22 protein-coding genes are annotated in these 21856 nt (G+C 70.5%); 10 read left to right on the top strand and 12 right to left on the bottom strand.

The genetic code is table 11. From position 1 onward, the window contains the following. Positions 1-108 precede the first annotated feature (108 nt). The gene (locus tag ACLKM7_RS04280; RefSeq protein ID WP_436445922.1) at positions 109-471 is read left to right on the top strand and encodes an HNH endonuclease; all 363 of its coding nucleotides are present in this window, start codon (positions 109-111) and stop codon (positions 469-471) included. Here the strand turns inward: ACLKM7_RS04280 and ACLKM7_RS04275 are convergent, their stop codons facing one another. Beyond that, on the bottom strand, positions 472-1320 hold the full coding sequence (locus ACLKM7_RS04275; protein ID WP_436445921.1) for an esterase/lipase family protein: 849 nt from the start codon (positions 1318-1320) through the stop codon (positions 472-474). It abuts the gene before it with no gap. 25 nt (positions 1321-1345) lie between these two features. Further along, on the bottom strand, positions 1346-2014 hold the full coding sequence (locus tag ACLKM7_RS04270) for a TetR/AcrR family transcriptional regulator (RefSeq protein ID WP_436445920.1): 669 nt from the start codon (positions 2012-2014) through the stop codon (positions 1346-1348). 124 nt (positions 2015-2138) lie between these two features. Between ACLKM7_RS04270 and ACLKM7_RS04265 the strand changes: the two genes are divergently transcribed. Then, positions 2139-3647 (top strand): MFS transporter, encoded by a 1509-nt coding sequence (locus tag ACLKM7_RS04265; RefSeq protein ID WP_436445919.1) that lies wholly within the window; start codon positions 2139-2141, stop codon positions 3645-3647. Positions 3648-3659: 12 nt separating this feature from the next. On the opposite strand, the gene ACLKM7_RS04260 is transcribed toward ACLKM7_RS04265, so the two are convergent. Continuing rightward, the gene (locus ACLKM7_RS04260; RefSeq protein ID WP_436445918.1) at positions 3660-5390 is read right to left on the bottom strand and encodes an amidase; all 1731 of its coding nucleotides are present in this window, start codon (positions 5388-5390) and stop codon (positions 3660-3662) included. Further along, complete coding sequence (locus ACLKM7_RS04255) at positions 5387-6421, bottom strand: agmatine deiminase family protein (protein ID WP_436445917.1); 1035 nt, start codon at positions 6419-6421, stop codon at positions 5387-5389. The genes ACLKM7_RS04260 and ACLKM7_RS04255 overlap by 4 nt, the downstream gene beginning before the upstream one ends. 86 nt (positions 6422-6507) lie before the next feature. Here ACLKM7_RS04255 and ACLKM7_RS04250 point away from each other — a divergent pair, with 86 nt between their 5' ends. From ACLKM7_RS04250 to ACLKM7_RS04235, 4 genes are all read left to right on the top strand, one after another. Next, positions 6508-7152, top strand: a complete 645-nt coding sequence (locus tag ACLKM7_RS04250; RefSeq protein ID WP_436445916.1) for a TetR/AcrR family transcriptional regulator — start codon at positions 6508-6510, stop codon at positions 7150-7152. Between the two features lie 40 nt (positions 7153-7192). Further along, positions 7193-7894 carry a M23 family metallopeptidase gene (locus tag ACLKM7_RS04245; RefSeq protein ID WP_436445915.1) on the top strand — a complete coding sequence of 234 codons (702 nt, stop codon included), beginning with the start codon at positions 7193-7195 and terminating at the stop codon, positions 7892-7894. A gap of 104 nt (positions 7895-7998) precedes the next feature. Further along, positions 7999-8190: a hypothetical protein gene (locus tag ACLKM7_RS04240; RefSeq protein WP_436445914.1), complete on the top strand. Its 192-nt coding sequence runs from the start codon at positions 7999-8001 to the stop codon at positions 8188-8190. An 85-nt stretch (positions 8191-8275) separates the two neighbouring features. Next, complete coding sequence (locus tag ACLKM7_RS04235; RefSeq protein WP_436445913.1) at positions 8276-9109, top strand: aldo/keto reductase; 834 nt, start codon at positions 8276-8278, stop codon at positions 9107-9109. Between the two features lie 30 nt (positions 9110-9139). On the opposite strand, the gene ACLKM7_RS04230 is transcribed toward ACLKM7_RS04235, so the two are convergent. The 3 genes from ACLKM7_RS04230 to ACLKM7_RS04220 all read right to left on the bottom strand — a co-directional run bounded on the left by ACLKM7_RS04230 (position 9140) and on the right by ACLKM7_RS04220 (position 12595). Beyond that, the gene (locus tag ACLKM7_RS04230) at positions 9140-10903 is read right to left on the bottom strand and encodes a glycoside hydrolase family 35 protein (protein WP_436445912.1); all 1764 of its coding nucleotides are present in this window, start codon (positions 10901-10903) and stop codon (positions 9140-9142) included. Between the two features lie 105 nt (positions 10904-11008). Continuing rightward, complete coding sequence (locus tag ACLKM7_RS04225) at positions 11009-11755, bottom strand: SDR family oxidoreductase (RefSeq protein ID WP_436445911.1); 747 nt, start codon at positions 11753-11755, stop codon at positions 11009-11011. Positions 11756-11821: 66 nt separating this feature from the next. Beyond that, positions 11822-12595 (bottom strand): SDR family oxidoreductase, encoded by a 774-nt coding sequence (locus ACLKM7_RS04220; RefSeq protein WP_436445910.1) that lies wholly within the window; start codon positions 12593-12595, stop codon positions 11822-11824. Positions 12596-12687: 92 nt separating this feature from the next. Here ACLKM7_RS04220 and ACLKM7_RS04215 point away from each other — a divergent pair, with 92 nt between their 5' ends. Continuing rightward, on the top strand, positions 12688-14826 hold the full coding sequence (locus ACLKM7_RS04215; protein ID WP_436445909.1) for a S9 family peptidase: 2139 nt from the start codon (positions 12688-12690) through the stop codon (positions 14824-14826). A gap of 73 nt (positions 14827-14899) precedes the next feature. On the opposite strand, the gene ACLKM7_RS04210 is transcribed toward ACLKM7_RS04215, so the two are convergent. Both ACLKM7_RS04210 and ACLKM7_RS04205 read right to left on the bottom strand, forming a co-directional pair. Beyond that, complete coding sequence (locus ACLKM7_RS04210) at positions 14900-15085, bottom strand: DUF1918 domain-containing protein (protein ID WP_168911557.1); 186 nt, start codon at positions 15083-15085, stop codon at positions 14900-14902. Positions 15086-15147: 62 nt separating this feature from the next. Continuing rightward, the gene (locus ACLKM7_RS04205; RefSeq protein ID WP_436445908.1) at positions 15148-15372 is read right to left on the bottom strand and encodes a hypothetical protein; all 225 of its coding nucleotides are present in this window, start codon (positions 15370-15372) and stop codon (positions 15148-15150) included. A 72-nt stretch (positions 15373-15444) separates the two neighbouring features. Here ACLKM7_RS04205 and ACLKM7_RS04200 point away from each other — a divergent pair, with 72 nt between their 5' ends. After that, on the top strand, positions 15445-16362 hold the full coding sequence (locus tag ACLKM7_RS04200; protein WP_436445907.1) for an aldo/keto reductase: 918 nt from the start codon (positions 15445-15447) through the stop codon (positions 16360-16362). Between the two features lie 57 nt (positions 16363-16419). On the opposite strand, the gene ACLKM7_RS04195 is transcribed toward ACLKM7_RS04200, so the two are convergent. The 3 genes from ACLKM7_RS04195 to ACLKM7_RS04185 all read right to left on the bottom strand — a co-directional run bounded on the left by ACLKM7_RS04195 (position 16420) and on the right by ACLKM7_RS04185 (position 18783). Then, positions 16420-16836, bottom strand: a complete 417-nt coding sequence (locus ACLKM7_RS04195; RefSeq protein WP_436445906.1) for a VOC family protein — start codon at positions 16834-16836, stop codon at positions 16420-16422. Between the two features lie 129 nt (positions 16837-16965). Next, entirely contained in the window at positions 16966-17979 is a 1014-nt protein-coding gene (locus ACLKM7_RS04190) for a DNA-3-methyladenine glycosylase family protein (RefSeq protein WP_436445905.1), read from the bottom strand. Positions 17980-18039: 60 nt separating this feature from the next. Beyond that, positions 18040-18783: a winged helix-turn-helix domain-containing protein gene (locus ACLKM7_RS04185; RefSeq protein ID WP_436445904.1), complete on the bottom strand. Its 744-nt coding sequence runs from the start codon at positions 18781-18783 to the stop codon at positions 18040-18042. 581 nt (positions 18784-19364) lie between these two features. On the opposite strand from ACLKM7_RS04185, the gene ACLKM7_RS04180 reads away from it, so the two are divergent. Together ACLKM7_RS04180 and ACLKM7_RS04175 are read left to right on the top strand one after the other, a co-directional pair. Then, positions 19365-20402 carry a LacI family DNA-binding transcriptional regulator gene (locus ACLKM7_RS04180; protein ID WP_436445903.1) on the top strand — a complete coding sequence of 346 codons (1038 nt, stop codon included), beginning with the start codon at positions 19365-19367 and terminating at the stop codon, positions 20400-20402. A gap of 103 nt (positions 20403-20505) precedes the next feature. Then, on the top strand, positions 20506-21816 hold the full coding sequence (locus ACLKM7_RS04175) for an ABC transporter substrate-binding protein (protein ID WP_436445902.1): 1311 nt from the start codon (positions 20506-20508) through the stop codon (positions 21814-21816). The last annotated feature ends 40 nt before the right edge of the window (positions 21817-21856 follow it).

The raw sequence follows: 21856 nt of genomic DNA, 5'->3' as shown, positions 1-21856 counted from the left end.
CCGGTGTCAAAGAAGATGTGACTGTCCGCGACGGGAAGCACCGCTTCTGTGACATGAGATCCCGCGCGGCATCGCGGACCGCACGGCCAGGTCACCTAGGGTGAGCGCATGCCGGTGAGTCAGACCCGTCGCGCGCGCGCCTCGCGCCGTCGTGCTCGCCGCGTCGCCGCGGCCGACAACGACCTCACGCTCGACGAGTGGGTGGCGATCGTCGAGGCGTGGGGATCATGCGCGTACTGCGGGCTCGCGGACGGGCCGTTTCAGAAGGACTGCGTGCTGCCGATCTCTCGCGGCGGGCGCTACACGTTCGAGAACGTCGTTCCGGCGTGCCGCTCGTGCAACGCGAGCAAGAGCAACGACGAGGTCACGGGGTGGCTGCGGCGCAAGCGCCTCGATGAACGCGCCTTCCTGCTGCGCCACGTCGAGATCCTCGCCGCGTGGCGCGGTTCGGCACCTGCTCCCTCGCCTTGATCACGGGGCGACGCCTCCGGGTCGTGCCAGCAGCGCGATGCCGTCCAGCACAGCGCGGTGGGTCGCGGGGGAGGCCAACACCCGGAAGTGCCCCCGGCCGGTCACGGCGATGTTCGTCGCTCCGTCCAACGCGCTTCCCTCGGGGATATGCGGATCGTACGGCCCGAACACCGACACGATCCGGCCGTTGATCGACGTCTCGCGCCCGAGCATCACGATCGTCTCGTCGTCGGGCAGGAAGGCGCGGATGCTCGGGTCCGCGAACAGCAGCCGGGCGCGGCGCGCGCCGCCGAACGGTGTCGCGACGGCGACGAGCCCGAGCAGCCCGAGGGAGGGGCCTCCCGCCGGCGGCGTCGCAGTGGCCGCGGCATCCGCGGGGTCCCCGCCTGCCGCCGCTTCGGCCGCGGCGTCCATCGCCGCCCCCGAGCGCACGAGCACGTGCTTGCCGATGAGCCCGCCCTTGCTGTGCGCCACGAGCACACGTCCCGCGGCGGGGGGCGGTGATTCGGCGAGAACGCGCGTGAGCCGCTCCGCCGTCTCGGGGATGCTGCGCCGGTTCACGCCGAGTCCGTGCACGACCCGCACGCGATACCCGGCTGCGGCGAGAGCGTCACCGAGCGGGCGCAGGAAGGTCCAGTGCTCGTACACACCGGGGAGCAGGTACACCTCGGGACGCGCGGCGTCACCGCGCCGCCATGCATCGGGCGTCGCCCGCCGACGACCGACGGCCCAGGAGAGCGACAGCACGGCGAGCTGCCGTCGCAGTGCGTAGGCGTAGTCGGCCGCCCACCACAGCGCCCGGCGCAGGGGGCCGGCGCGGTCGCCGGCGTCCGGCGGTGCGTGGGTCATGCGCGAAGTCTAGGAGCCGCCGGCGTCAGGTGGCCGAAGATTCCGCCTCCTGCGCTGCGGCCGCCGGTGCCGCTGTCGTGCCGCGCACGCCGGTGATGGCGGACTCCACCACGGCGGCGGCGAGCGCGTCGATGACGGGTGCCGGCTGCCACTGCACCGGACCGTGGACGGCGATCTCGGCGAAGCCGTGGACCGCCGACCAGCACGCCCACTCCGCGTACGGGCGACGTTCGGGATCGAGGGCTCCGGCATCCACCATCTCGTCCAGGGTGTCCAGCAGCAGCTGGAACGGCGCGACCACCGCATCGCCGAGCGTGACGATGTCTTCGTTCGGCTCGGTGTCCTGGGTCGAGAACGCGACCTCGAACCAGCCGCGTTCGGCGCGCGCGAAGTCGATGTAGGCCAGGCCCACGCGACGGAGTCGCTCGACGGATGCCGCGGCCACGGGCAGCTCGGACGGCGTGGCCGCCACGCGCTCGCCGATGGCCGTGGCGAGGGCGAGCTGGGCCTCGGCGGCGACCGCGCGGACGAGGTCCTCGCGGTCGGCGAAGTGGCGGTACGCGGCGTTCGGCGAGACACCGACGGCGCGGGTCACCTCGCGCAGCGTCACAGCGCCCGGACCACCGGTACGGGCAAGCTGCAGTCCCTCGTCGATGAGGGCACGTCGGAGGTCCCCGTGATGATAGGTGCGCACCAGTGGAGTCATTGCGTCGCCCCGCTCAAGTGTGTACGGTGTGAACATCGAATGTGCACGGTGTCCACATTCACCGTACCCCTCCCACTTGCTGTTGCCGAATCCCACACGCCCGAGGAACCCCATGAGTCAGCCCACGCCCGAGTCGCCGGCGTCCACCGAACCGCTGCAGCCGGCGCCCGGACCGGGAACCCTGCGGGCCTTCTACCAGGTCCTCATCAACACCGCGGTCGCCAACGTCACATCGAGCTACCTCTGGTGGGCGCTGACATTCTGGGCCTACCTCGAGACGAGGTCGGTGCTCGCGACGGCCATCATCGGCGGCTCGTACATGCTGCTGGTCGCGCTGCTGGGTGTGGTGTTCGGCGTGATCGTCGACCACATGAAGAAGAAGGCGGTCATGGTGCTCTCCAGCGTCGTGACGCTGTCGACGTACCTGCTGGCCGGAGCCCTGTACCTGTCGTTCCCCGAGAGCGTGCTCGTGAACTGGGGCGGGCCCTGGTTCTGGGTGTTCGCCGGCGTGATCCTCATCGGCGGGGTCGTCGAGAACATGCGCAACATCGCGCTGTCCACGACGGTGACGCTGCTCGTGCCGGGGGACCGCCGCGACAAGGCGAACGGACTCGTGGGCACGGTGCACGGCATCGCGTTCATGGTGACCAGCGTCTTCTCCGGCCTGTCGGTCGGCCTGCTCGGCATGGGCTGGACCGTCGTGATCGCGATCTTCGCGACCGCCATCGCCCTCCTCCACCTGCTGTTCGTGCCGATCCCGGAGCGAGGCGTCGCCCACGTGGAGGGCGAGGCGCCCAAGGGCTTCGGCTTCCGCGAGGTGATTCCCGCGGTGATGATCGTGCCGGGGCTGCTCGCGCTGATCCTCTTCTCGACGTTCAACAACCTCGTCGGCGGCGTCTTCATGGCGCTCATGGACCCGTACGGGCTGACGCTCTTCTCGGTGGAGATGTGGGGCATCATCCTGGGCATCACCAGCTTCGGGTTCATCATCGGCGGCGGTCTGGTCGCGAAGTTCGGCCTGGGAAAGAACCCGGTTCGCACGATGCTGCTCGTGAACATCGGCATCGCGCTGCTGGGCATGACGTTCGCCATCCGCGAGGTGTGGTGGCTCTACGCGGTCGGGATCCTGGTCTTCATGTGCCTGATGCCGATCGCCGAGGCATCCGAGCAGACCATCGTGCAGCGCGTCGTGCCCTACGAGAAGCAGGGCCGCGTCTTCGGGTTCGCGGCGAGCGTCGAGTCGGCGGCGGCCCCGGTGTCGGCCTTCCTCGTCGGGCCCCTCGCGCAGTTCTGGCTGATCCCGTACATGAACTCGCAGGCCGGGCAGGACTCGCTCGGCTGGCTGCTCGGCGAGGGCGAGGCGCGTGGCATCGCCCTGGCGTTCGTGGGCGCGAGTCTGGTGCTCCTGGTGGTCGTGCTGCTCGCGTTCGCGTCGAAGCCGTACCGTGAACTCTCGGACGCGTACGCGGCCGCCCCTCCGTCGCTCCACGCGGACGCGGACCCGGATGCTGTCGCCGAGGCAGCTGGCGAGGTCGAGGCCGTCGACGCCGCGCCGGCCGAGGAGCGCGTCACCGACGCGGTCGGCGACGCCGGAGATCACATGCGCTCGAGCGTGCGCTGACTGACGCCGGGCTCAGCCGAGCTCGGGGGTGCGCGGGGGAGGCGTGCGGCGCGGGCGCAGCGCCTCGAACGCGGCCGCCCATGTCAGCAGGTCCGGGTCGGCGTACGCGGGCCCGGCGAAGGTCAGGCCCACCGGCATCCCGATATCGGCCATCGTGCCCATCGGCACCGTGACCGTCGGGATGCCGAGGTGGCGGATCGCGAGGTTGCCGTTGGCGACCCAGACCCCGTTGCGCCACGCCGCCTCGGCCGACGTGTCATGCACGTCGGCGTCGGCCGGCCCGACGTCGGCGACGGCCGGGAAGAGCACCCCGTCGAGGCCGTGCCGCGACATCCACTCCTCCAGGTCGATCCGGCGCGTCTGCTCCAGCCCCCGGACTCCCGATTCGAGCTCCGGGATCTGGGCGAACGACGCGTACGGGTGCTCCCGCACCTGCGCGGGATAGGTCGCGATGTCGTCGTCGAACCCGGTGTACCGATCGGGGAGGGCACCCCGCGGAGGCGGGAAGATCGCCGCGCCGTCGACGATGTCGAGCCGGTCGAGCGCAGGGTCGCCGTTGGCGCGGAGGAAGTCGTCCCACGCCCAGGCCGAGAGGTCGACGATCTCGCGCCGGAGGAACTCGGGGCTCACGAGCCCACGGGTCGTGATGGTGGGGGCACCGGGCCGGTCGCCCTCATAATTGGTCACGACCGGGAAGTCGACCTCGACCACCTCGGCCCCGGCGGCCTCCAGATCGAGCCGCGCGGCCCGCCACAGCTCCATGACGGACGGGCGGGTCTCGATGCGTGTCCCGGTGGGTCCGCCGATCCCGCCGTCCGGATTCGTGCCCGCCTCAGGGTCCGCGTTGACGTACATGCGCGGCACGCCGAAGCGCCTTCCCGCGAGCGCAGCCCGGGCGCCGTCGGCGTGGGAAGGTGCGAGCGCCGGGTACGACGCCGGGCGGATGGCCGAGGCATCCGGAATCGGCACCCACGGCTGCGCACGCCAGAAGTCGCCGCGCGCCTCGGGGTCGTCGGCGACGAGCACGTCGAGCACCGCGAGCAGGTCCGCCATGGTGCGGGTGTGCGGCACCACGACGTCCATCGTGGGAACGAGCGGCCAGTTTCCGCGCACCGAGATGACGCCCCGCGACGGGGTGTAGGCGCAGAGCGCGTTGTTCGATGCGGGTGCGCGCCCGCTCGACCACGTCTCTTCGCCCAATCCGAATGCCGCGAAGGATGCCGCCGTCGCGGTGCCCGAGCCGTTGGACGACCCCGATCCGAACGCTGAAGTGAGGTAGTCGGCGTTGTAGGGGCTCTCGGCGCGGCCGTAGAGCCCGCGCTGCATGCCGCCGTTGGCCATCGGCGGCATATTCGTCAGGCCGAGGAGGATGCAGCCCGCCTCGCGCAACCGCTCGATCGAGAACGCGTCCCGCTGCGCGACGAGTTCGGCGAAGGCCGGCGAGCCCGCGGCGACCGTGAGCCCGCGGGCAAGGAACGAGTCCTTCGCCGTGTAGGGGATGCCGTCGAGCGGGCCGAGCGTGCGCCCCTCGGCGCGACGATGGTCGGATGCCTCGGCCTCGGCGCGCGCCTCCGGGTTGCGCACGATCACCGAGTTGAGGGCCGTGGCGGTACCGGGTTCGTCGTAGGCCGCGAGACGTGCGAGGTAGGCCTCGACAAGCTCGACGGCGGTCACCTCGCCGGACTCGAGCGCGGCTCGCAGCTCGGCGATCGACTTCTCCACGACGGGGAACGGTGAGGTCATCGTGCCACCGCCGGCTGCTGCTGGGTGATGCAGTGTATGCCGCCGCCGCCCGCGAAGATCTGCCGAGCGTCGACGGTGACGGCGCGGCGGCCGGGGTACACCGCCTCGAGGATCGCGCGCGCCCGGGCGTCGGCCCGCTCGTCGCCGAACCCGCACGCGATGATGCCGCCGTTCACCAGCAGGTGGTTGACGTAGCTGTAGTCGACGAACCCCTCGTGGTCGCGGAGGGCGTCGGGTGCCGGGAGGTCGATGATCTCGAAAGGGCGGCCGGCGGCATCCGTCTGCTGTCCGAGGAACTCGCGCAGCGCGCGTGAGACCTCGAAATCCGGGTGGTCGGGATTCTGCTGCGCGTGGAGAAGGAGGCGGCCCGGCGTCGCGATCGTCGCGACGATGTCGACGTGTCCGTTCGTGCCGAACTCGTCATAGTCGCGGCTGAGGCCGCGGGGAAGCCATACGGCCTTCGTGGCGCCGATCGTGCGGGCAAGCTCCGCCTCGACCCGCGCCCGGTCGGCGAAGCGGTTGCGCCGCGGGTCGAGCTGCACGGTCTCGGTGAGCAGCACCGTTCCCTCGCCGTCGACGTGGATGCCACCGCCTTCGTTGACGAGCAGCGAGCTGACCAGCTCGGCGCGGACGAGTTCTGCGGTGAAGCGGGCATGCGCGGCCGCCTTGTCCCAGTGGGCCCACTCAGGCGCGCCCCAGCCGTTGAAGACCCAGTCGACCGCGCCGAGCACGCCCTGTCGCTCGTCGTCGACCACGAACGTCGGACCGTGATCACGGAACCAGAACTCGTCGACCGGAGTCTGCACGGTCTCGATGCCGGAGGAGAGCAGGCGCCGCGCGTCGTCCGTCCGCGAGGGGTCGACGAGCATGGTCACCGGCTCGAACTCTGCGACGGCGTTTGCGACCGCGCTCCAGGCGGAATAGAAGCGCTCGTGCTCGGCCCGGTTGTCGCCGAGCGTCGGGCCCTCGGCCGGGAAGGCCATCCAGGTGCGCTCATGCGGATCGCCTTCGTGCGGCATCCTCCAGGCCATCGCGTGCCCCTTCGCATCGTGTGGTTGATCGGCTCACCATAATTGATCTAGCGATCAATAGGGAAGATATCTACACTGGCGAGACGATGTCAAGCACGCAACCCCGCCCGCGCTCGCGCAAGGCCCCCGCCGAGCGAGCGGCCGAGATCGTCGGCGCGGCCACGGCGATCGCACGCGAAAGCGGTCTGAGCGCTCTCACGCTGCGTGCCGTCGCCGACCGTGTGGGCGTAGCGTCCGGACTGATCGCCCACTACCAGCCGTCGATGGACGACCTCGTGGCGACCGTGTACACCGACCTCGTCGACGACGAGATCCGCGACGTGGAGCGCATCCTCGACACGCGACAAGGCCCGGCCGAGCGACTCGCCGCACTGCTGGCGACCCTGATGGATGACGGCCGCGAGGATCTGACCGTGGTCTGGGTCGAGGGGTGGGCGATGGCGCGGCGCAACGCGGCGCTCGCCGAGGCGGTGCGCACGCAGATGCAGCGCTGGCAGAGGCTCGTCGAGGGTCTCATCGCCGACGGATGCCGCCAGGGCCGCTTCACCACGAGCGACCCCGGTGCCGTGGCCTGGCAGCTCATCGGCATGATCGACGGGCTCAACGCCCAGTCGCTCGCGCGAGGCACCGACACCGCCCGATTCGCCGCGCGCACCGCGCGAGCGGCCGAGGTGCTGGTCGGCGCCGCCCCCGGAGGCCTCGCGGTGGAGAGCATCGAGGCGCACCGGTGAGCGCGGGCGGCGGCAGGATGCGGGAGCCATGGGATCGTCGGTGACCTCTCGCGAACTCGACGCGCCGATCGTGGTCGAGTTTCCGCTCCGCGGTGAAGGGTGGATGGCGGTCACGACGCCCGCCGCGCGCATCCCCAGCCACGGCGTCGACCTGCTGGGGCAGCGCTACGCCTACGACTTCGTGAAAGTCGACGAACGGCCGGGCGTGCGCGTGCATCCTGCCTCGACGTTCGTCGCGTCGACGATCGGCGGCCGCACGAACGAGTACTACGCGTGGGGGGCCGAGGTTCACGCCCCGCTCGACGGCGTGATCGTGGCCGCGGTCGACGGTGTGTCCGAGCGTCGCTGGATCAATCCCTTCCGCGAGGCGGCACGCCAGATCTGGAACGGGATCACCTTCCGCCCCGAGAAGATCCCCGCGATCCTCGGCAACCACGTGATCCTCAAGGCGAACGGCCCGCGCGAGGTGTACGCGGGATTCGCGCACCTCGTGCCCGGCAGCGTCGCGGTGCGCGCGGGGGATGAGGTCGCCGCGGGCGAGGTGATCGGTCGCGTCGGTCACACCGGCAACTCGACATCACCGCACCTCCATTTCCAGCTCATGGACTCGGCCGACCTCATGACCGCCGCAGGCATCGCGTGCGCATTCGCGGGCTACGAAGTGCGGGCGGGTGACGGGGTGTGGACGCGCGTCGAGCGCGGCATCCCGGGTCGCCGCGAGAGGATCCGCTCCCTCGACTGACGGCGCGGCTACCTCGCCGGCGCTCCGCGCGCAAGCCCCGTGCCGCTCCGGGAGCGCCGTTCTACGTTCGCATCGAGGCATCACCCGAGCGAATGGAGGACCCCATGTCCAGCCAGCCGATTCCCCCTATCGTCCCGCCGACGGGCGACGACGACGATCTCGCAGCAGACGAGGACGTCCTCGCTGACGACGACCGGCCGCTCGACCCCGATCTCGACGACGACCGGCTCGACAGCGCCGCTGCCGACGAGCGCGCGGCCACCGAGGGCACTCTCGACGCCGACGACCGCCCGTGACGGTTCGGCGGGCGTTCGGGGCCGACCGCCCGGCGGAGGGCAGCACGACGCCCCGCCGGGCGGCGAACCGGGCCAGGATGGATGCATGAGCGCGATCCCCTCCGTGACACTGAACGACGGCACCTGGTTTCCCGAACTGGGGCTGGGAACCTACAATCTGCGCGGCGAGGAGGGCATCGAGGCGATGGTCGACGCCATCGGTTCGGGCTACCGGCTGCTCGACACCGCGGTGAACTACGAGAACGAACGCGAAGTCGGCGAAGCGGTGCGGCGCAGTGGGGTCGATCGTGACGACCTGCTCGTGACGACGAAGATCCCCGGCCGCCAGCACGGCAGGCAGGAGGCGGTCGACAGCGTCAAGGGGTCGCTCGGGATGATGGGTCTCGACCGCATCGATCTGCACCTGATCCACTGGCCGAACCCGAGCGTGGGCCGGTACGTCGACACCTGGCGCGGGCTGATCGAGGCGCGGGACCAGGGTCTCGTCCGCTCGATCGGCGTCTCGAACTTCACCGAGGCGATGCTCACCGAGCTGATCGAAGAGACCGGCGTCGCGCCCACGGTCAACCAGGTGGAGCTGCACCCGTACTTCCCGCAGGGGCCGCTTCGCGCGTTCCACTCCCAGCACGGCATCCGCACCGAGAGCTGGAGTCCGCTCGCGCGGCGCACCGAGCTGCTGAACGAGCAGCTCCTGCGGGAGCTCGCGGCGGTGTACGACGTGACTCCGACGCAGATCGTGCTGCGGTGGCACACGCAGCTCGGCAGTACGCCGATCCCGAAGTCGGCCGACGCCGACCGTCAGCGCGAGAACGCCGACGTGTTCGGCTTCGAGCTCACCGAGGATCAGGTGGCGGCGATCAGCGCCCTCGAGCGCGGCCGCCTGTGGGGCGGCGACCCGAACACGCACGAGGAGATGTAGGCAGCAGCGCCGGAGCCGGGCGCCGGTGCGTCACGACTCGGTGTGGCCGAGGTCGGGTCGCGCGACGAACTCGACTCGGGTCCGAGCCGCCTGCAGTTCGAGCACGATGATCTCGTTGACCCCGGCGCGCACCAGGGGCGCGGGAACGTAGAGCGTGTGCTGCGGGCCCCGCGACCAATAGCGGCCGATGTTGACGCCGTTGATCCACACCGAGCCCTTGCCCCAGTCGCGAGTGGAGAGGAAGAGGTCTGCGGGCTCGTCCCGCACGAACTCGCCCACGCCGAACGCCGGCCCGGCAAGCACTTCGGCCTCGGTCGCGGCGGCCGACGCGGCATCCCGCACCGCCGACAGGTCGTTCAGATCCAGCGCCATCGCCTGCCACCGCGCCGGCGGACGGCCGTTCAGCAGGGCCGGCCCGATCAGGCCCTTGGCCTCGCCGATGCGCGCACCGTAGTTCACGCGACCCTGGTCTTCGAGGAGGATCTCGAGCGTTCCGCGCGCGCCGGCGGGGAGCGCGATCGCGTGGTCGTGGTGATCGCGGGCGAGGACGCCGACGGGCGCGCCGTCCACGGTCACGATCGCCCGGTCGCGCACCTCGGCGAACTCCAGCACGCCGGTACCGGCCTCGTCGATCCCGGTGCGATACAGCGCGAAGCCCTCGAAGCCGCCGAGCTCCTCCATCGTCGGAACGTGGTCGAACGACGCCCATGTGCCGAGCGACTCGACGACCTGCGCGAGCGGGACGACCGAGGTGAGGCGGGCGTCGAGGACGGGGGCATCGGATGCTTCGGCCGGCACGTCCTCGTCGGCCAGAGCGGTGTACCGGCTGAGCACTTCGCGGAACGCCCAGTACTTGACTGTGGGATTGCCGGCCTCGTCGAGCGGGGCGTCGTAGTCGTAGCTGGTGACGAGCGGCTGGTACACGCCCTTGTCGTTCGCCCCGTTGGTGAACCCGGCGTTCGTGCCCCCGTGGAACATGTAGATGTTGACGGACGCGCCGGCACTCAGCAGATCGTCGAGGTCGCGTGCGGACTCCTCGACCGAGGTGGTGTGGTGATGCGCTCCCCAGTGATCGAACCAGCCGTCCCAGAACTCGGAGCACACGAGCGGGCCGTCGGGCTGATGCTGTCGCAGCGTCGCGAGACGCTCGAGCGATCGCGAGCCGAACGAAGCGGTCTTGTGCAATCCGGGAATGCTGCCGTTCTCGAGCATGTCAGGCGTGGGCTGGTCGACCGTCGTGAAGGGAACCGTGAGGCCGATGTCGCGATTGAGCTCGACGAGCTTCCGGAGGTAGACGGGGTCGTCGCCGTATGCGCCGTACTCGTTCTCGATCTGCACCAGGATGACCGGGCCGCCGCGATCGATCTGGCGGGGGACGAGCACCGGCGCCAGCTGCCGCATGTACGCGTCCACCGCGGCGAGGTACTGCGGCTCGTCGCGGCGCACGCCGACCGTCCCCGAGGTGAACAGCCACGCGGGCAGTCCGCCGTTGGTCCACTCGGCGCAGATGTACGGCCCGGGTCGCACGATCGCGCGCATGCCCTCGGCGGCGACGTCGTCGAGGAACCGCCCCAGGTCGAGCCCGCCGGTGAGATCGAACTCGCCTTCACGCGGGGCGTGCGCGTTCCAGGCGACATACGTCTCGATGGTGTTGAGACCCATCTGGCGTGCCTTGCGGATGCGGTCGCGCCACTGGTCGGGATGGACGCGGAAGTAGTGCAGCGCTCCCGACAGGATGCGGAACGGCTGCCCGTCGAGCAGGAAGTCGTCATCACCGATGCGGAAGTCGCTCATTCGTTCTGTGTGTCCTGTCGTGCCGGTGTCATCTGCCGAGGTCGCGCGCGCGGGCGAGCGAACCTCGCGGAGCCTAGCATCGCCTGCCTCTCGTCGACGCGCAGCTCACGCGTCGGGAAGGGCGTCCAGCCACTCCGCGAACGTCTGCCGCCCCAGCGTCGCTCCAGGCGCCGGAAGCAGAGCGCCGCGGCGCAGTGCGTGCCCGTACGCGCCGGGTAGGTCGACGGCGGCGACGGGGCCCCGGAAGCCGACCGCGTGCGCGTACGTGCGGACGATCTCGGGGAGATCCTCCTCACGTGGGCCCGCCAGGTCGGCGGCTCTACCGGCGGGCTGCCCCTCGGCGAGATCGAGCAGGTGCTGGGCGACCTCATGCACCGCGATCGGCTGCACGCGCCCGTGCGGCACGACGTGGACGCCGGCGCGTCCCCGGTGGAACAGCATCGCCGCGTACTCGTGGAACTGCGTCGCGCGCAGCACCGTCCAGGGCGTCCGCCCGTTCGCGATCAGTCGTTCCTGCACGAGCTTGCCCGCGTAGTAGCCGTCGGGTGCAGCATCCGCACCCACGATGGTGAGGGCGAGATGATGCGGCACGCGCGCGCGGCGTTCGGCGGCGAGGAGGCTCTTGGTGGCTCCCGCGAAGAACGACACCGACACATCCGGCTTCGATGTGGTGACATTCGTCACGTCGATGACGGCGTCGACGCCGTCCAGCGTTCCGGCCAGCCCCGCACCGCTCAGCAGCTCGACTCCGGTACGGCGTGAGAGGACGACCACCTCGTGCCCGCGTTCATGGGCGGCCGCCGTCAGGTGCGTGCCGGTGAGTCCGGTGCCGCCGGCGATCGCGAACTTCACGGCGTCCTCTCGGGTCGGTCCTGCCTGGACCTCCATCGTCGCTGACGGGCGCCGGCCGCGGAAGCGTCAGCTGAGGCGCTCCAGCCACTCGGTGAACGTCTCTGTGCCGAGTTCGGCGCCCGGGGCCGGTAAGGCGAGCCCCGCTCGCATGCCCTTCATCTGCGGCCCGGGCAGGCTGACGGAGGGCACCCAGCCGCGGTGCCCGATGCGGCCGGCGTAGGCCTTGACCATGTCGTCCAGTCGTTCCTCGCGCGGTCCGGCGAGATCTGCCACCCTCCCGCGAGCGGTGCCGGCAGCCAGCTGTGCGAGGCGGGCGCCGACCTCGCGAGCCGCGATCGGCTGCACGCGCGCTCGCGGTGCGAGGTGGAACGGTCCGACGTGGCCGCGCTTGAACAGCTGTGCCGAGAACTCGTGGAACTGCGTGGCTCGGAGGATCGACCAGGGCACGGAGGATGCCTCCACCACCGCTTCCTGCGCGAGCTTGCCGGCGTAGTACTCGTGGGGAATCCGATCGATGCCGACGATCGACAGCGCCACGACGTGCCGGACGCCTGCCCGCGCGGCCGCGGCGACGAGGTTGCCGGTGGCCGTCTCGAAGAAGCGAGTCGCCTTGCGAGCCGACAGCGTCGACACGTTGGCCGCATCGACGACGGCATCCACGCCGGTGAGGGCGGCGTCCAGTCCGGTGCCGGTGAGGAGGTCAACGCCGGAGCTGCGGCTGAGCGCGATCGCGTGGTGGCCGGCTGCGCGCACGGCTTCGACGGTGGGGCGGCCCACGACGCCGGTGCCTCCCGCCACGGCGATGGTGAGCGGACGCGGGGAGTTCGGGGATTCGGTCATGTCCCCTCGACGATGGCCGAGCGCGCGGCGCTCGTCAATCCCGCGCCCGGGAAGGTGCGGGATGACCGTGAGCCCTCCATTAGCGTGGAGCCATGGCGACCCCTTCCGGCTCCACTCCGTTCCACGCGCTCACCGATTACATCGCGCTTCCCCGAGTGGAGGCGCTGGCGCTGTCGCCGGATGGCCGGACCGCCGTGCTCACCGTCGCTGCGCTGAAGAAGGATGCGACCGGCTACGAGCGGTCGCTGTGGGCGGTGCCCTCTGACGGCAGTGGTGCACCACGGCGTCTCACCCGCTCCGCGAAGGGCGAGAGCGGTGCCGCCTTCACCTCCGGCGGCGACCTGCTGTTCGTGTCCGCCCGCCCCGACGAGGACGGCGACGGGGAGTCCGGGCAGCTGTGGGTGCTTCCGGCCGCGGGCGGCGAGGCGCGGCCGGCGACCCGCTTGGCCGGGGGCGTCGACGGGATCGCCGCCACCGCCGAAGCCAGTGAGCGGGTCGTGATCGCGGCATCCCTCCTGCCCGCTTCCGACTCGCTCGAGGCCGACGCCGCCCTGCGCGCACGACGCAAGGAGAAGAAGGTGTCGGCCATCCTGCACGACGCCTACCCGGTGCGGTATTGGGACCACGACCTCGGCCCCGCGCAGCCGCACCTGCTCGCGCTGGATCTCGACGCCCTCGCCGACACGATCGCTGCGGTGGTCGCCGAGACGGCGGGGGAGGATGCCGCGGATGCCGATGCCGACGCCGACGCCGCGCCTGCATCAGAGGCCGCCGCATCCGATGACGAGCCCTATCCGGCGACGCTGCCGCGCCCGCGCGACCTGACGCCGAAGCCGGGTCGCTCCGCCGACCACGCCGAGGCGGCGCTGACGCCGGACGGCGAGACGCTCGTGGCCTCACTCGAACGACACGAGCAGCGCAGCGGGCGGCGCGTGATCGTGCGCATCGACACGGCGACCGGTGCGCAGGTGACGCTCTTCGACGAGGTGGGCGTCGACTACGAGATGCCCGTGATCAGCCACGACGGCACGCGGCTGGCGTACCTGCGCACCGAGAAGAGCACGCCACAGGGCCCGACCGACTACGAGTTGTGGGTCGCCGGCCTCGACGGCTCCGCGGCGCGCCGGATCGCCGAAGGATGGGACCGCTGGCCGAGTTCGTTCGTCTTCGATGCGGATGACTCGGCGCTGATCGCGACGGCGGATTCGAACGGTCGGGGGCCGGTGTTCCGCATCCCGCTGGACGGATCGACGCCCGCGCAGCTCACGCACGATGACTTCGCGTACTCGCACATCGCGGTCGACCGCACCACCGGGGCCCTCGTCGCCCTGCGCTCGTCGTGGGTCGTGCCGCCGCATCCGGTGCGCATCGCACGCGACGGTGCCGTCACCCCGCTGATCACTCCGGCGCCCGCGCCCACCGCACCCGGCACCATGACCGAGGTCGAGACGACGGCTGAGGACGGCGCGCGCGTCCGTGGGTGGCTGCTGCTTCCCGATGGCGTGTCGGCGGATGCCCCGGCCCCGCTCCTGCTGTGGATCCACGGTGGTCCGCTGAACAGCTGGAACGCGTGGAGCTGGCGATGGTCGCCGCTGCTGGCGGTCGCGCAGGGCTACGCGGTGCTGCTGCCGGACCCGGCGCTGTCGACCGGCTACGGGCTGGAGTTCATCGCCCGCGGCTGGAACAGCTGGGGAGGCAAGCCCTACACCGACCTGCTGTCGATCACCGACGCGGCGATCGAGCGCGACGACATCGACCAGACGCGGACTGCCGCGATGGGCGGATCGTTCGGCGGCTACATGGCCAACTGGGTCGCCGGGCACACCGACCGGTTCCGCGCGATCGTCACGCACGCGAGCCTGTGGGCGCTGGACCAGTTCGCCGGCACGACGGACGGATCGGACTACTGGCAGAGGATCTTCACACCTGAGGCGATGCTCGAGCACTCACCTCACCGGTTCGTGCGCGACATCCGCACACCACTCCTCGTGGTCCACGGCGACAAGGACTACCGTGTGCCGATCGGCGAGGGCCTGCGACTGTGGTCCGAACTCGCCGAGCACCACGCCGACGAGGACGGGCGGATGCCGCACCGTTTCCTGTACTTCCCGGACGAGAACCACTGGGTGCTGGGGCCCCAGCACGCGATCGTCTGGTACGAGACCGTGTTCGCGTTCCTCGCCGAGCACGTGCGCGGCGAGGAGTTCGTCCGGCCCGAACTGCTCGGCTGAGTCCGAGGCGCCCGCTCCCGGCTCACCGGCAGCGGTGCCGGCGGCCACCCGTACCGTCGACGGAGGACCGGTCTCAGGGCGCGTGTCGGATCTCGCAGTCGCTGCCGGGTGACAGGATCGCCTCATGGCCGTCGTCGTAACGCACGACCAGCAGCGGATTCGCCTCGCTTCCGCGGACCTCGACGACCTCGCCGGCGCGTTCGGCCGCACCGACGACTCGCCCGTGGATGATCACGCGGTCGCCCACACGTGTCTGCATGCGGACCACCTCCTGGCGGCCACGATACGACGCTGGCGGCGCGTTGTGTAGGGCCGCAGGGATCAGATCTGGGCGCCGTCGTCGTCGCGGTTGTCGAGGCCGACGTTGCGCCCTCGCCACGACTCGTACGCCATGAGCCAGCCGATCGATACGGCGGCCGCCAGCACCACCCCGAGCAGCAGGTTTCCCCAGATCAATCCGAAGACGATCCCGAGCGTGAACATGAGCGCCGTGCCGAACGCCCAGCCGGAGTGCCCACGGGTCCAGCCTCTGCCCCTCGATGCCATGGCCACAGCCTACGGGTCCGCGGGGCGATCGGTAGGTTGGAGGCACCGACCGCGCGATATGAAACGGATGTCATGGCCCTCAACGTCAGCCCGCTCACTCTCGGCACCTCCGGCCTGGGCCGCAACACCGAACCGGGTTCTCCCGAAGAGGAAGCCGCGGTGGCGATCGCCGTCGACCTCCTCTCCAGCAGCCATGGCTTCGCCGACACCTCGAACAACTACTCCGGTGGCCGCTCCGAGGCGATCCTCGGTCTCGCGATCGCCCGCATCGGCCCGGATGCGGCGACCAGGGTGATCTCGAAGGTCGACGCCGACCCCGAGAGCGGGGCTTTCGACCGGGAGCGCGTGCTGCGCTCGTTCGACGAGACGACCACGCGGCTGGGTGTGGACCGCCTTCCGCTGCTGCACCTGCACGACCCGTACACCGTGACCTTCGAGGAGGCGATGGGCCCAGGCGGGGCGGTGGCGGCACTGATCGAGCTTCGAGAGTCGGGCCGCGTCGACGGCATCGGGGTGGCTGCCGCGCCCGTGCCGCTGATGGCCCGCTACGTCGGCACCGGAGTCTTCGACGCGGTGCTGATCCACAACCGCTTCACGGTCGTGGACCAGTCCGCCGCGCCGGTGTTCGCCGACGCGCAGGAGCGCGGGATGACGGTGTTCAACGCGGCCCCCTTCGGCTCCGGCATCCTCGTCACCGGCCCTCGCGAGGGCGCGATCTACGACTATCGCCCCGCGACGCCGGACCTCATCGCGTGGGTCGAACGACTCGAGAAGGTCTGCGTCGCGCACGGTGTCTCGCTACCCGCGGTCGCTCTGCACTACTCGCTCCGTTCGCCGCTGGTCGATTCGACCGTCGTCGGGGTCGCCTCTCCGGGTCGCCGCGCACAGCTGGACGATCTCGCCGCAACGCCGATCCCTGAGGAGCTGTGGGACGAACTCGAGGCCCTCGGCCCGGCGCCGTCGCCGATCGACGACAGTCGCTACGCCTGAACCGCGCTGCGTCCGTCCGGTGCGACAGGCTCGCGCCATCGCACCGGACGGCGCGCGTCAGTCCTGCGCGGGGTCGATGGAGATCATCCAGTCGATGCCGAACTTGTCGGTCAGCATCCCGAACTTGCCACCCCACGGCGGGGTGTCCAGCGGCATGACGATCGTCCCGCCGTCGGCGAGCTTGTCCCAGTAGCCCTGAAGCGACGTGTCGTCGTCGCCGCTGACCGACACCGAGATGCCGGCCGGCTTCTGATACTCCATCCCCGAAGGTGTGTCGGCCCCCATCAGGACGAAGCCGTCGGGACTGGTGAGCTGGGCGTGCATGATGAGGTCGTTCTCGGCGGGGTCTTGCACCATGCCCTCGTACTCGCCGAACGTGTTGACGTCGAGGTCGCCCCCGAACACGCTCTGGTAGAAGGTCATGGCCTCGCGGGCCTCGTTCTTGAAGGACAGGTACGGGTTGAGGCTGGGCATAGTGAACTCCTGGACGTGGAAGATGGATGCCGCGCCCGGCCGCGTGGCCCGACCCAGTGTTCTCCGGGCCTCCGACATCCGCAAGGCTGCCCGCGCGACCGGCGAACGAAAGCCGGTCGACGGCGCGGATCAGCGGTTGCGGTGCTCTTCCGGGTGCAGGCGCGGACCACGGCGCGGTTCATGGACGCCGCTCGCGCCGATCAGCCGGATCACGCGCTGACGGTGACCTGACCACGGTGCCAGGAGTTTCAGCATCCCGTCGTCGTCCACGCGGTGACCTGTCAGCGCATAGCCGACCTCGTGGGCGAGGTGGTAGTCGCCGACGCTGACCGCATCGGGATCTCCGAACGCGCGGATGCGTGTCTCGGCCGAGGTCCAGGGACCGATCCCGGGCTGGCTGATCAGCACGCGGTCCACGGCCTCCCCGTCTTCGGCGGCGTGCAGGGCGCGAACGAGCGACTCACCCCGGCGTGCCGCGCGCACCACGGTCTTGGACTGCGGGGGCTCGAGTCCGGCCCGATGCCAGGCCCACGACGGAACGTGCTGCCAGCCCTCGATCGTCGGCGGCGCGAACATGGGTGTGGGTGTGGGGCCGGGCGCGCGCTCGCCGCACCACGTCACGATGCGGCGCCACGCGCCGAACGCCTGCATGCCCGTGACCTTCTGCTCGAAGATCGCGCTGACCAGCGCATCGAACACGAGATCGGTGCGCGAGAGCCGGATGCCGGGGTTGCGGCGGTGAGCGTCGGCGATGAGCGGATGCCGCGACGCGTCGAAGTCGCCCGGCTCGTCGTCCGCTCCGCACAGCGCCGGCAGCCTGCTCAGCGCCCATTCGCGTCCGGGGCCCCAGGCGGCCCCACGGATGACGCCGGGGTGGGTCTCGCGGATCGCGAGTGTCGCGATGCCCATCGGCGTCCTGCTCGCCCACCAGATCACCGACCCCGAGGCCGTCATCGTCGGGTCGCCGGCGCCGTGGCGCTGGTAGAGCACCGTGCGTCGAAGATCCAGCGGATGCCTCGGCCGGTACTCGGTCTCGAGCGGCCGGCCGTGGTCGGGTCTGGGGTCGCGCGCACCCCTGCGTGAGCGTTCGGCGTACGCCGCGGCATCCCTCGTCCGAGGAATGCGCGAGAGCGACGTCGTCATGCCCTCACCCTACGCGCCGCCTTCCGACATCCCGTCTCGGGCCCGCCTGGTCCGCGCGGGTCAGAAGCGGTCGGGCGAAGGCGTGCCGTGGCCGTAGCGGATCACGACGTCGGCGTGGCGGTCGAAGCGGTAGCCGACGCCGCGCACGGTGCGCACGATGTCTTCGTAGCGGCCGAGCTTTGCCCGCAGACGCCGCACGTGCACATCGATCGTGCGCTCGCCCGGCGCCTCCTCCTCGGTGGCGCCCTGCCACAGCGACGTCACGAGTTCGGTGCGCTCGATGGTGCGGCCCTCGCGCAGCACGAGGTACTGCAGCAGTTCGAACTCCTTGAAGGTGAACGCAGCGGACTCGCCGTCGATCAGCACGCGCTTGCGCGAGATGTCGACGACGACGCCGCCGGCGTTGCCGTCCTCGTCCTCGGGCTCGTCCTGCTTGGTGCGGGCGATCGCAGACGGCTCATGCAGCGCGAGCCGGACGACGTCGACGTCGCGACCGCCGGCGCCCACCGGAGCGAGGGCCACGGTGGCGTACGTCTCGGCAGCGGGCGCGAGCTCTGCGATGGTGCGACGGAGTGCGTCGACGAGGACGCCCAGGTTGACGCCCGCGGCCGCGGCCTTGGCCTCGTCGAGACCGACGTAGAGCGCGAAGCCGCGCGGGGCGGTGCCGGCGGGAAGGTTGCGGCCGGCGGGCTGAGCCGGCTCGGGGGTCGGTGCTGCCGGTGCTTCGACGCGGGCGGGGTGGTTGACGGCGCGAAGGTGGCGGGCGGTATCGGCGGGGCGGTCGAGGATGGCGGTGGTCGACATGATGATGGTCCTTGCGGGAGGAACCCGGTGTGCGAGGTACGGGTTCGGATGTGCTGCGGCCAAGATCGGCCGGGGCCTGAAGAAGGCCGGTGCCCGACGGTGGGCTTGTGTGCGAAGCGACAGCGGGCGTGCGTGATCGACGCGCGGTCCCGGTGCTTCGGGGGACATCCTCGACCGTGTTCAGAAACGGGGAAGGTGTCCGGCGGGGGTCACCGTGCTAGTGGCACATTCGACAACACATGACGACGCCACCGGCCATCATCATGCCGGCAGTCCCGTTCGCCTCCCAGGCGGACAGAGAGCGTGCGTTGTCAGTCATGTGGCTGATTATGACGGAATTGGTCTGAATGCGTCAAATCGCACGGATGCCGCGACCCGATGATGACGCAATTTGACAGATTGCTCACTCGCTGCCGATCGGACGGGCGCCGTCGTCGCAGCCGAGGAGCGGGCCGCATTTGTTGGCGGATTCGACAAACTACTTGCATTCGGCTGGCCGGTGTGCCTAACATGCCTGTCGAAGCGCTTCGCGAAGCGCTTCGACATCCCTACCAGCGACATCTTGAGACGACGAGGTCGGCATGGCGAACATCAACGAGGTGGCTGCGGCCGCCGGGGTGTCCATCAGCACCGTCTCGTATGCGCTCAGCGGCAAGCGGCCCGTGGCAGCCGACACGCGTCGTCGGATCGAAGAGGCGGTGAGAGAGCTCGGCTACAGCCCGAACGCCGGCGCGCGGATGCTCGCCGGCCGCCGCACCCAGATCTTCGCCCTCACCGAACCGCTGCGCAAGGACACCCACGCGCCGACGCACATGGCGTTCGTGCTGGCCACCGCCGTGGCGGCGCGTCGGCACGACTACGACGTGCTGCTGCTGACCGACGAAGAGGCCCAGGCAGGCATGCGCCGCGTCGCGGCGAACGGCCTGGTCGACGCGATCCTCGTGCTCGACGTCGCACCGCACGACCCGCGCGTCGAGCTCGCCCGGCAGATCGCGACGCCGACGGTTTTCATCGGCATCCCGAACGACAACGACGGGCTGGTGTGCGTCGACCTCGACTTCGAGGCGGCGACCGCGCTCGCGGTGGATGTGCTCGCCGACGCCGGGCACACCTCGCTCGGCCTCGTCGGTCAGGCGCAGACGGCGTACGAGATGTCCAACTTCCCGCCCCGCGTCCGCGCGTCGTTCATGGCACGGGCCGAGGAGCGCGGCGTCGCCGCGGGATACGGGACCTCCGGCGGCAAGCGCGTGAGCCGCACCGCGGCTCGCGCATCGGCCGCGCGCCTGCTCGAGGAGGGGGCAACGGGTCTCGTTCTGCACTGCGCCGAGGAGGCGCAGGCCTCGATCCTCGCCGAGATCGCCGAACGCGGGCTGCGCGTCCCCGAGGACGTCTCGGTCGTCGCCGTCGGGGCGTCCTTCGACACGGCGGGCCTCGCCACGCCGATCGACTCGATCCCGCTGGTGCCCGAAGCATCCTGCGAACTCGCCGTCCAGCTCGCCGTACAGGCGCTGGACGAGTCCCCGCCCGAACCGGGCATCCGCTACATCCCCCCGACATACCTCGCCCACGGATCGACCGCACCGCCGGGCAATTCCTCCGTGATCACCGCGCTCGGCTGAACGCGTCGCGACCGCCCGTTCGCACGCCTCGAGTCGAAGCGCTTCGACAACTTCACACCGCATTTCCCGACCCCTGCAGGTCACCAAGAAAGGAGTGCCACCGATGGCACGAATCACCCGCAAGAGCAGCCGGCGCGCACTGACCGCCGTCGGTGCCCTGACGATCGGCGCGCTGGCGCTGTCGGCCTGTGCCGGCGGCGGGGGCGAGGAGTCCGACGACAACACTCTGACGCTCTGGCACTTCGAGGGCGAGAACAGCGCGATGGGCATCGCGTGGGATGAGGCGATCAAGGTCTTCGAAGAGGAGACCGGCGCCACGGTCGAGTTCGAGGCGAAGAGCTTCGAGCAGATCCGCTCCACCGCGAGCCAGGTGCTCAACTCCGATGAGGCCCCCGACATCATGGAGTACAACAAGGGCAACGCGACGGCAGGGCTCCTGGCCAGCCAGGGCCTGCTCGCCGACATCAGCGAGGCCGTCGATGAGTACGGCTGGGCCGACCAGCTCGCCCCGGCGCTGCAGACCACCGCGCGCTACGACGACGAGGGCGTCATGGGCTCGGGCCCCTGGTATGGCATCCCGAACTACGGCGAGTTCGTCACGGTGTACTACAACAAGGATGCCTTCGCCGCGGCAGGGCTCGAGATCCCGACGACGTACGACGAGTTCACTGCGGTGCTCGATGCGTTCGTCGCGCAGGGAGTCACGCCGCTCGCCGAGGCCGGGCTCGAGTACCCGCTCGGACAGCTCTGGTACCAGCTGGCGCTGAGTCAGGCCGACCGTCAGTTCGTCAACGACTACCAGCTCTACGAGAACCCGGTGGACTGGGAGGGCGAAGAGATCAGCTACGCCACTGAGACGCTCCTCGACTACGTCGACAAGGGCTACATCTCGCCCGATGTCACGGGCCTGAAGGCCGAAGACGCCGGCGTGTCGTTCATCAACGGCAGCGCCCCGATCTTCGTGTCGGGCAGCTGGTGGTACGGCCGCTTCGCGGACGAGATCGACGGTTTCGACTGGGGCCTGTTCCCGTTCCCCGACAGCCAGCTGAGCCTCGGATCGTCGGGCAACCTGTGGGTCGTTCCGGAGCGCTCGGGCAGCAAGGACCTCGCGTACGAGTTCATCGACATCACGATGCGCCCTGAGATCCAGGCTCTCATCGGCAACAACGGCGGGCTCCCCGTCGCCGCGGACGAGGCCGACATCACCGATCCGAAGAGCCTAGAGCTGATCAAGGCGTTCAACGCCGTCAACGAGCAGGATGGGCTGTCGTTCTACCCCGACTGGCCCACGCCCACCTTCTACGACACGCTCGTCGCCGAACTGCAGGAACTCGTGAACGGCACCAAGACGCCGGCCGAGGTGCAGCAGGCCCTGGGTGACGAGTACGAGTCCTACGCGGCGGACTTCCGCTGACCCCTCGCCCCGGGCGGCGCTCGCCGCCCGGGGCCACCCC

Source organism: Microbacterium sp. I2 (assembly GCF_051364985.1).
In the GTDB taxonomy this organism is placed as follows: domain Bacteria; phylum Actinomycetota; class Actinomycetes; order Actinomycetales; family Microbacteriaceae; genus Microbacterium.
The sequence above is the reverse complement of the archived record's forward strand: the minus strand, read 5'-3'. Positions and strand labels throughout refer to the sequence as shown.

Bases quoted from the DNA above. Each gene is read 5' to 3' on its own strand.
- ACLKM7_RS04215 (WP_436445909.1), top strand. From the start codon at position 12,688: ATGGCGACCCCTTCCGGCTCCACTCCGTTCCACGCGCTCACCGATTAC.
- ACLKM7_RS04255 (WP_436445917.1), bottom strand. From the start codon at position 6,421: ATGGCCTGGAGGATGCCGCACGAAGGCGATCCGCATGAGCGCACCTGG.
- ACLKM7_RS04200 (WP_436445907.1), top strand. From the start codon at position 15,445: ATGGCCCTCAACGTCAGCCCGCTCACTCTCGGCACCTCCGGCCTGGGC.
- ACLKM7_RS04280 (WP_436445922.1), top strand. From the start codon at position 109: ATGCCGGTGAGTCAGACCCGTCGCGCGCGCGCCTCGCGCCGTCGTGCT.
- ACLKM7_RS04180 (WP_436445903.1), top strand. From the start codon at position 19,365: ATGGCGAACATCAACGAGGTGGCTGCGGCCGCCGGGGTGTCCATCAGC.
- ACLKM7_RS04260 (WP_436445918.1), bottom strand. From the start codon at position 5,390: ATGACCTCACCGTTCCCCGTCGTGGAGAAGTCGATCGCCGAGCTGCGA.
- ACLKM7_RS04185 (WP_436445904.1), bottom strand. From the start codon at position 18,783: ATGTCGACCACCGCCATCCTCGACCGCCCCGCCGATACCGCCCGCCAC.
- ACLKM7_RS04190 (WP_436445905.1), bottom strand. From the start codon at position 17,979: ATGACGACGTCGCTCTCGCGCATTCCTCGGACGAGGGATGCCGCGGCG.
- ACLKM7_RS04195 (WP_436445906.1), bottom strand. From the start codon at position 16,836: ATGCCCAGCCTCAACCCGTACCTGTCCTTCAAGAACGAGGCCCGCGAG.
- ACLKM7_RS04230 (WP_436445912.1), bottom strand. From the start codon at position 10,903: ATGAGCGACTTCCGCATCGGTGATGACGACTTCCTGCTCGACGGGCAG.
- ACLKM7_RS04205 (WP_436445908.1), bottom strand. From the start codon at position 15,372: ATGGCATCGAGGGGCAGAGGCTGGACCCGTGGGCACTCCGGCTGGGCG.
- ACLKM7_RS04265 (WP_436445919.1), top strand. From the start codon at position 2,139: ATGAGTCAGCCCACGCCCGAGTCGCCGGCGTCCACCGAACCGCTGCAG.
- ACLKM7_RS04210 (WP_168911557.1), bottom strand. From the start codon at position 15,085: ATGCAGACACGTGTGGGCGACCGCGTGATCATCCACGGGCGAGTCGTC.
- ACLKM7_RS04220 (WP_436445910.1), bottom strand. From the start codon at position 12,595: ATGACCGAATCCCCGAACTCCCCGCGTCCGCTCACCATCGCCGTGGCG.
- ACLKM7_RS04275 (WP_436445921.1), bottom strand. From the start codon at position 1,320: ATGACCCACGCACCGCCGGACGCCGGCGACCGCGCCGGCCCCCTGCGC.
- ACLKM7_RS04235 (WP_436445913.1), top strand. From the start codon at position 8,276: ATGAGCGCGATCCCCTCCGTGACACTGAACGACGGCACCTGGTTTCCC.
- ACLKM7_RS04240 (WP_436445914.1), top strand. From the start codon at position 7,999: ATGTCCAGCCAGCCGATTCCCCCTATCGTCCCGCCGACGGGCGACGAC.
- ACLKM7_RS04175 (WP_436445902.1), top strand. From the start codon at position 20,506: ATGGCACGAATCACCCGCAAGAGCAGCCGGCGCGCACTGACCGCCGTC.
- ACLKM7_RS04250 (WP_436445916.1), top strand. From the start codon at position 6,508: ATGTCAAGCACGCAACCCCGCCCGCGCTCGCGCAAGGCCCCCGCCGAG.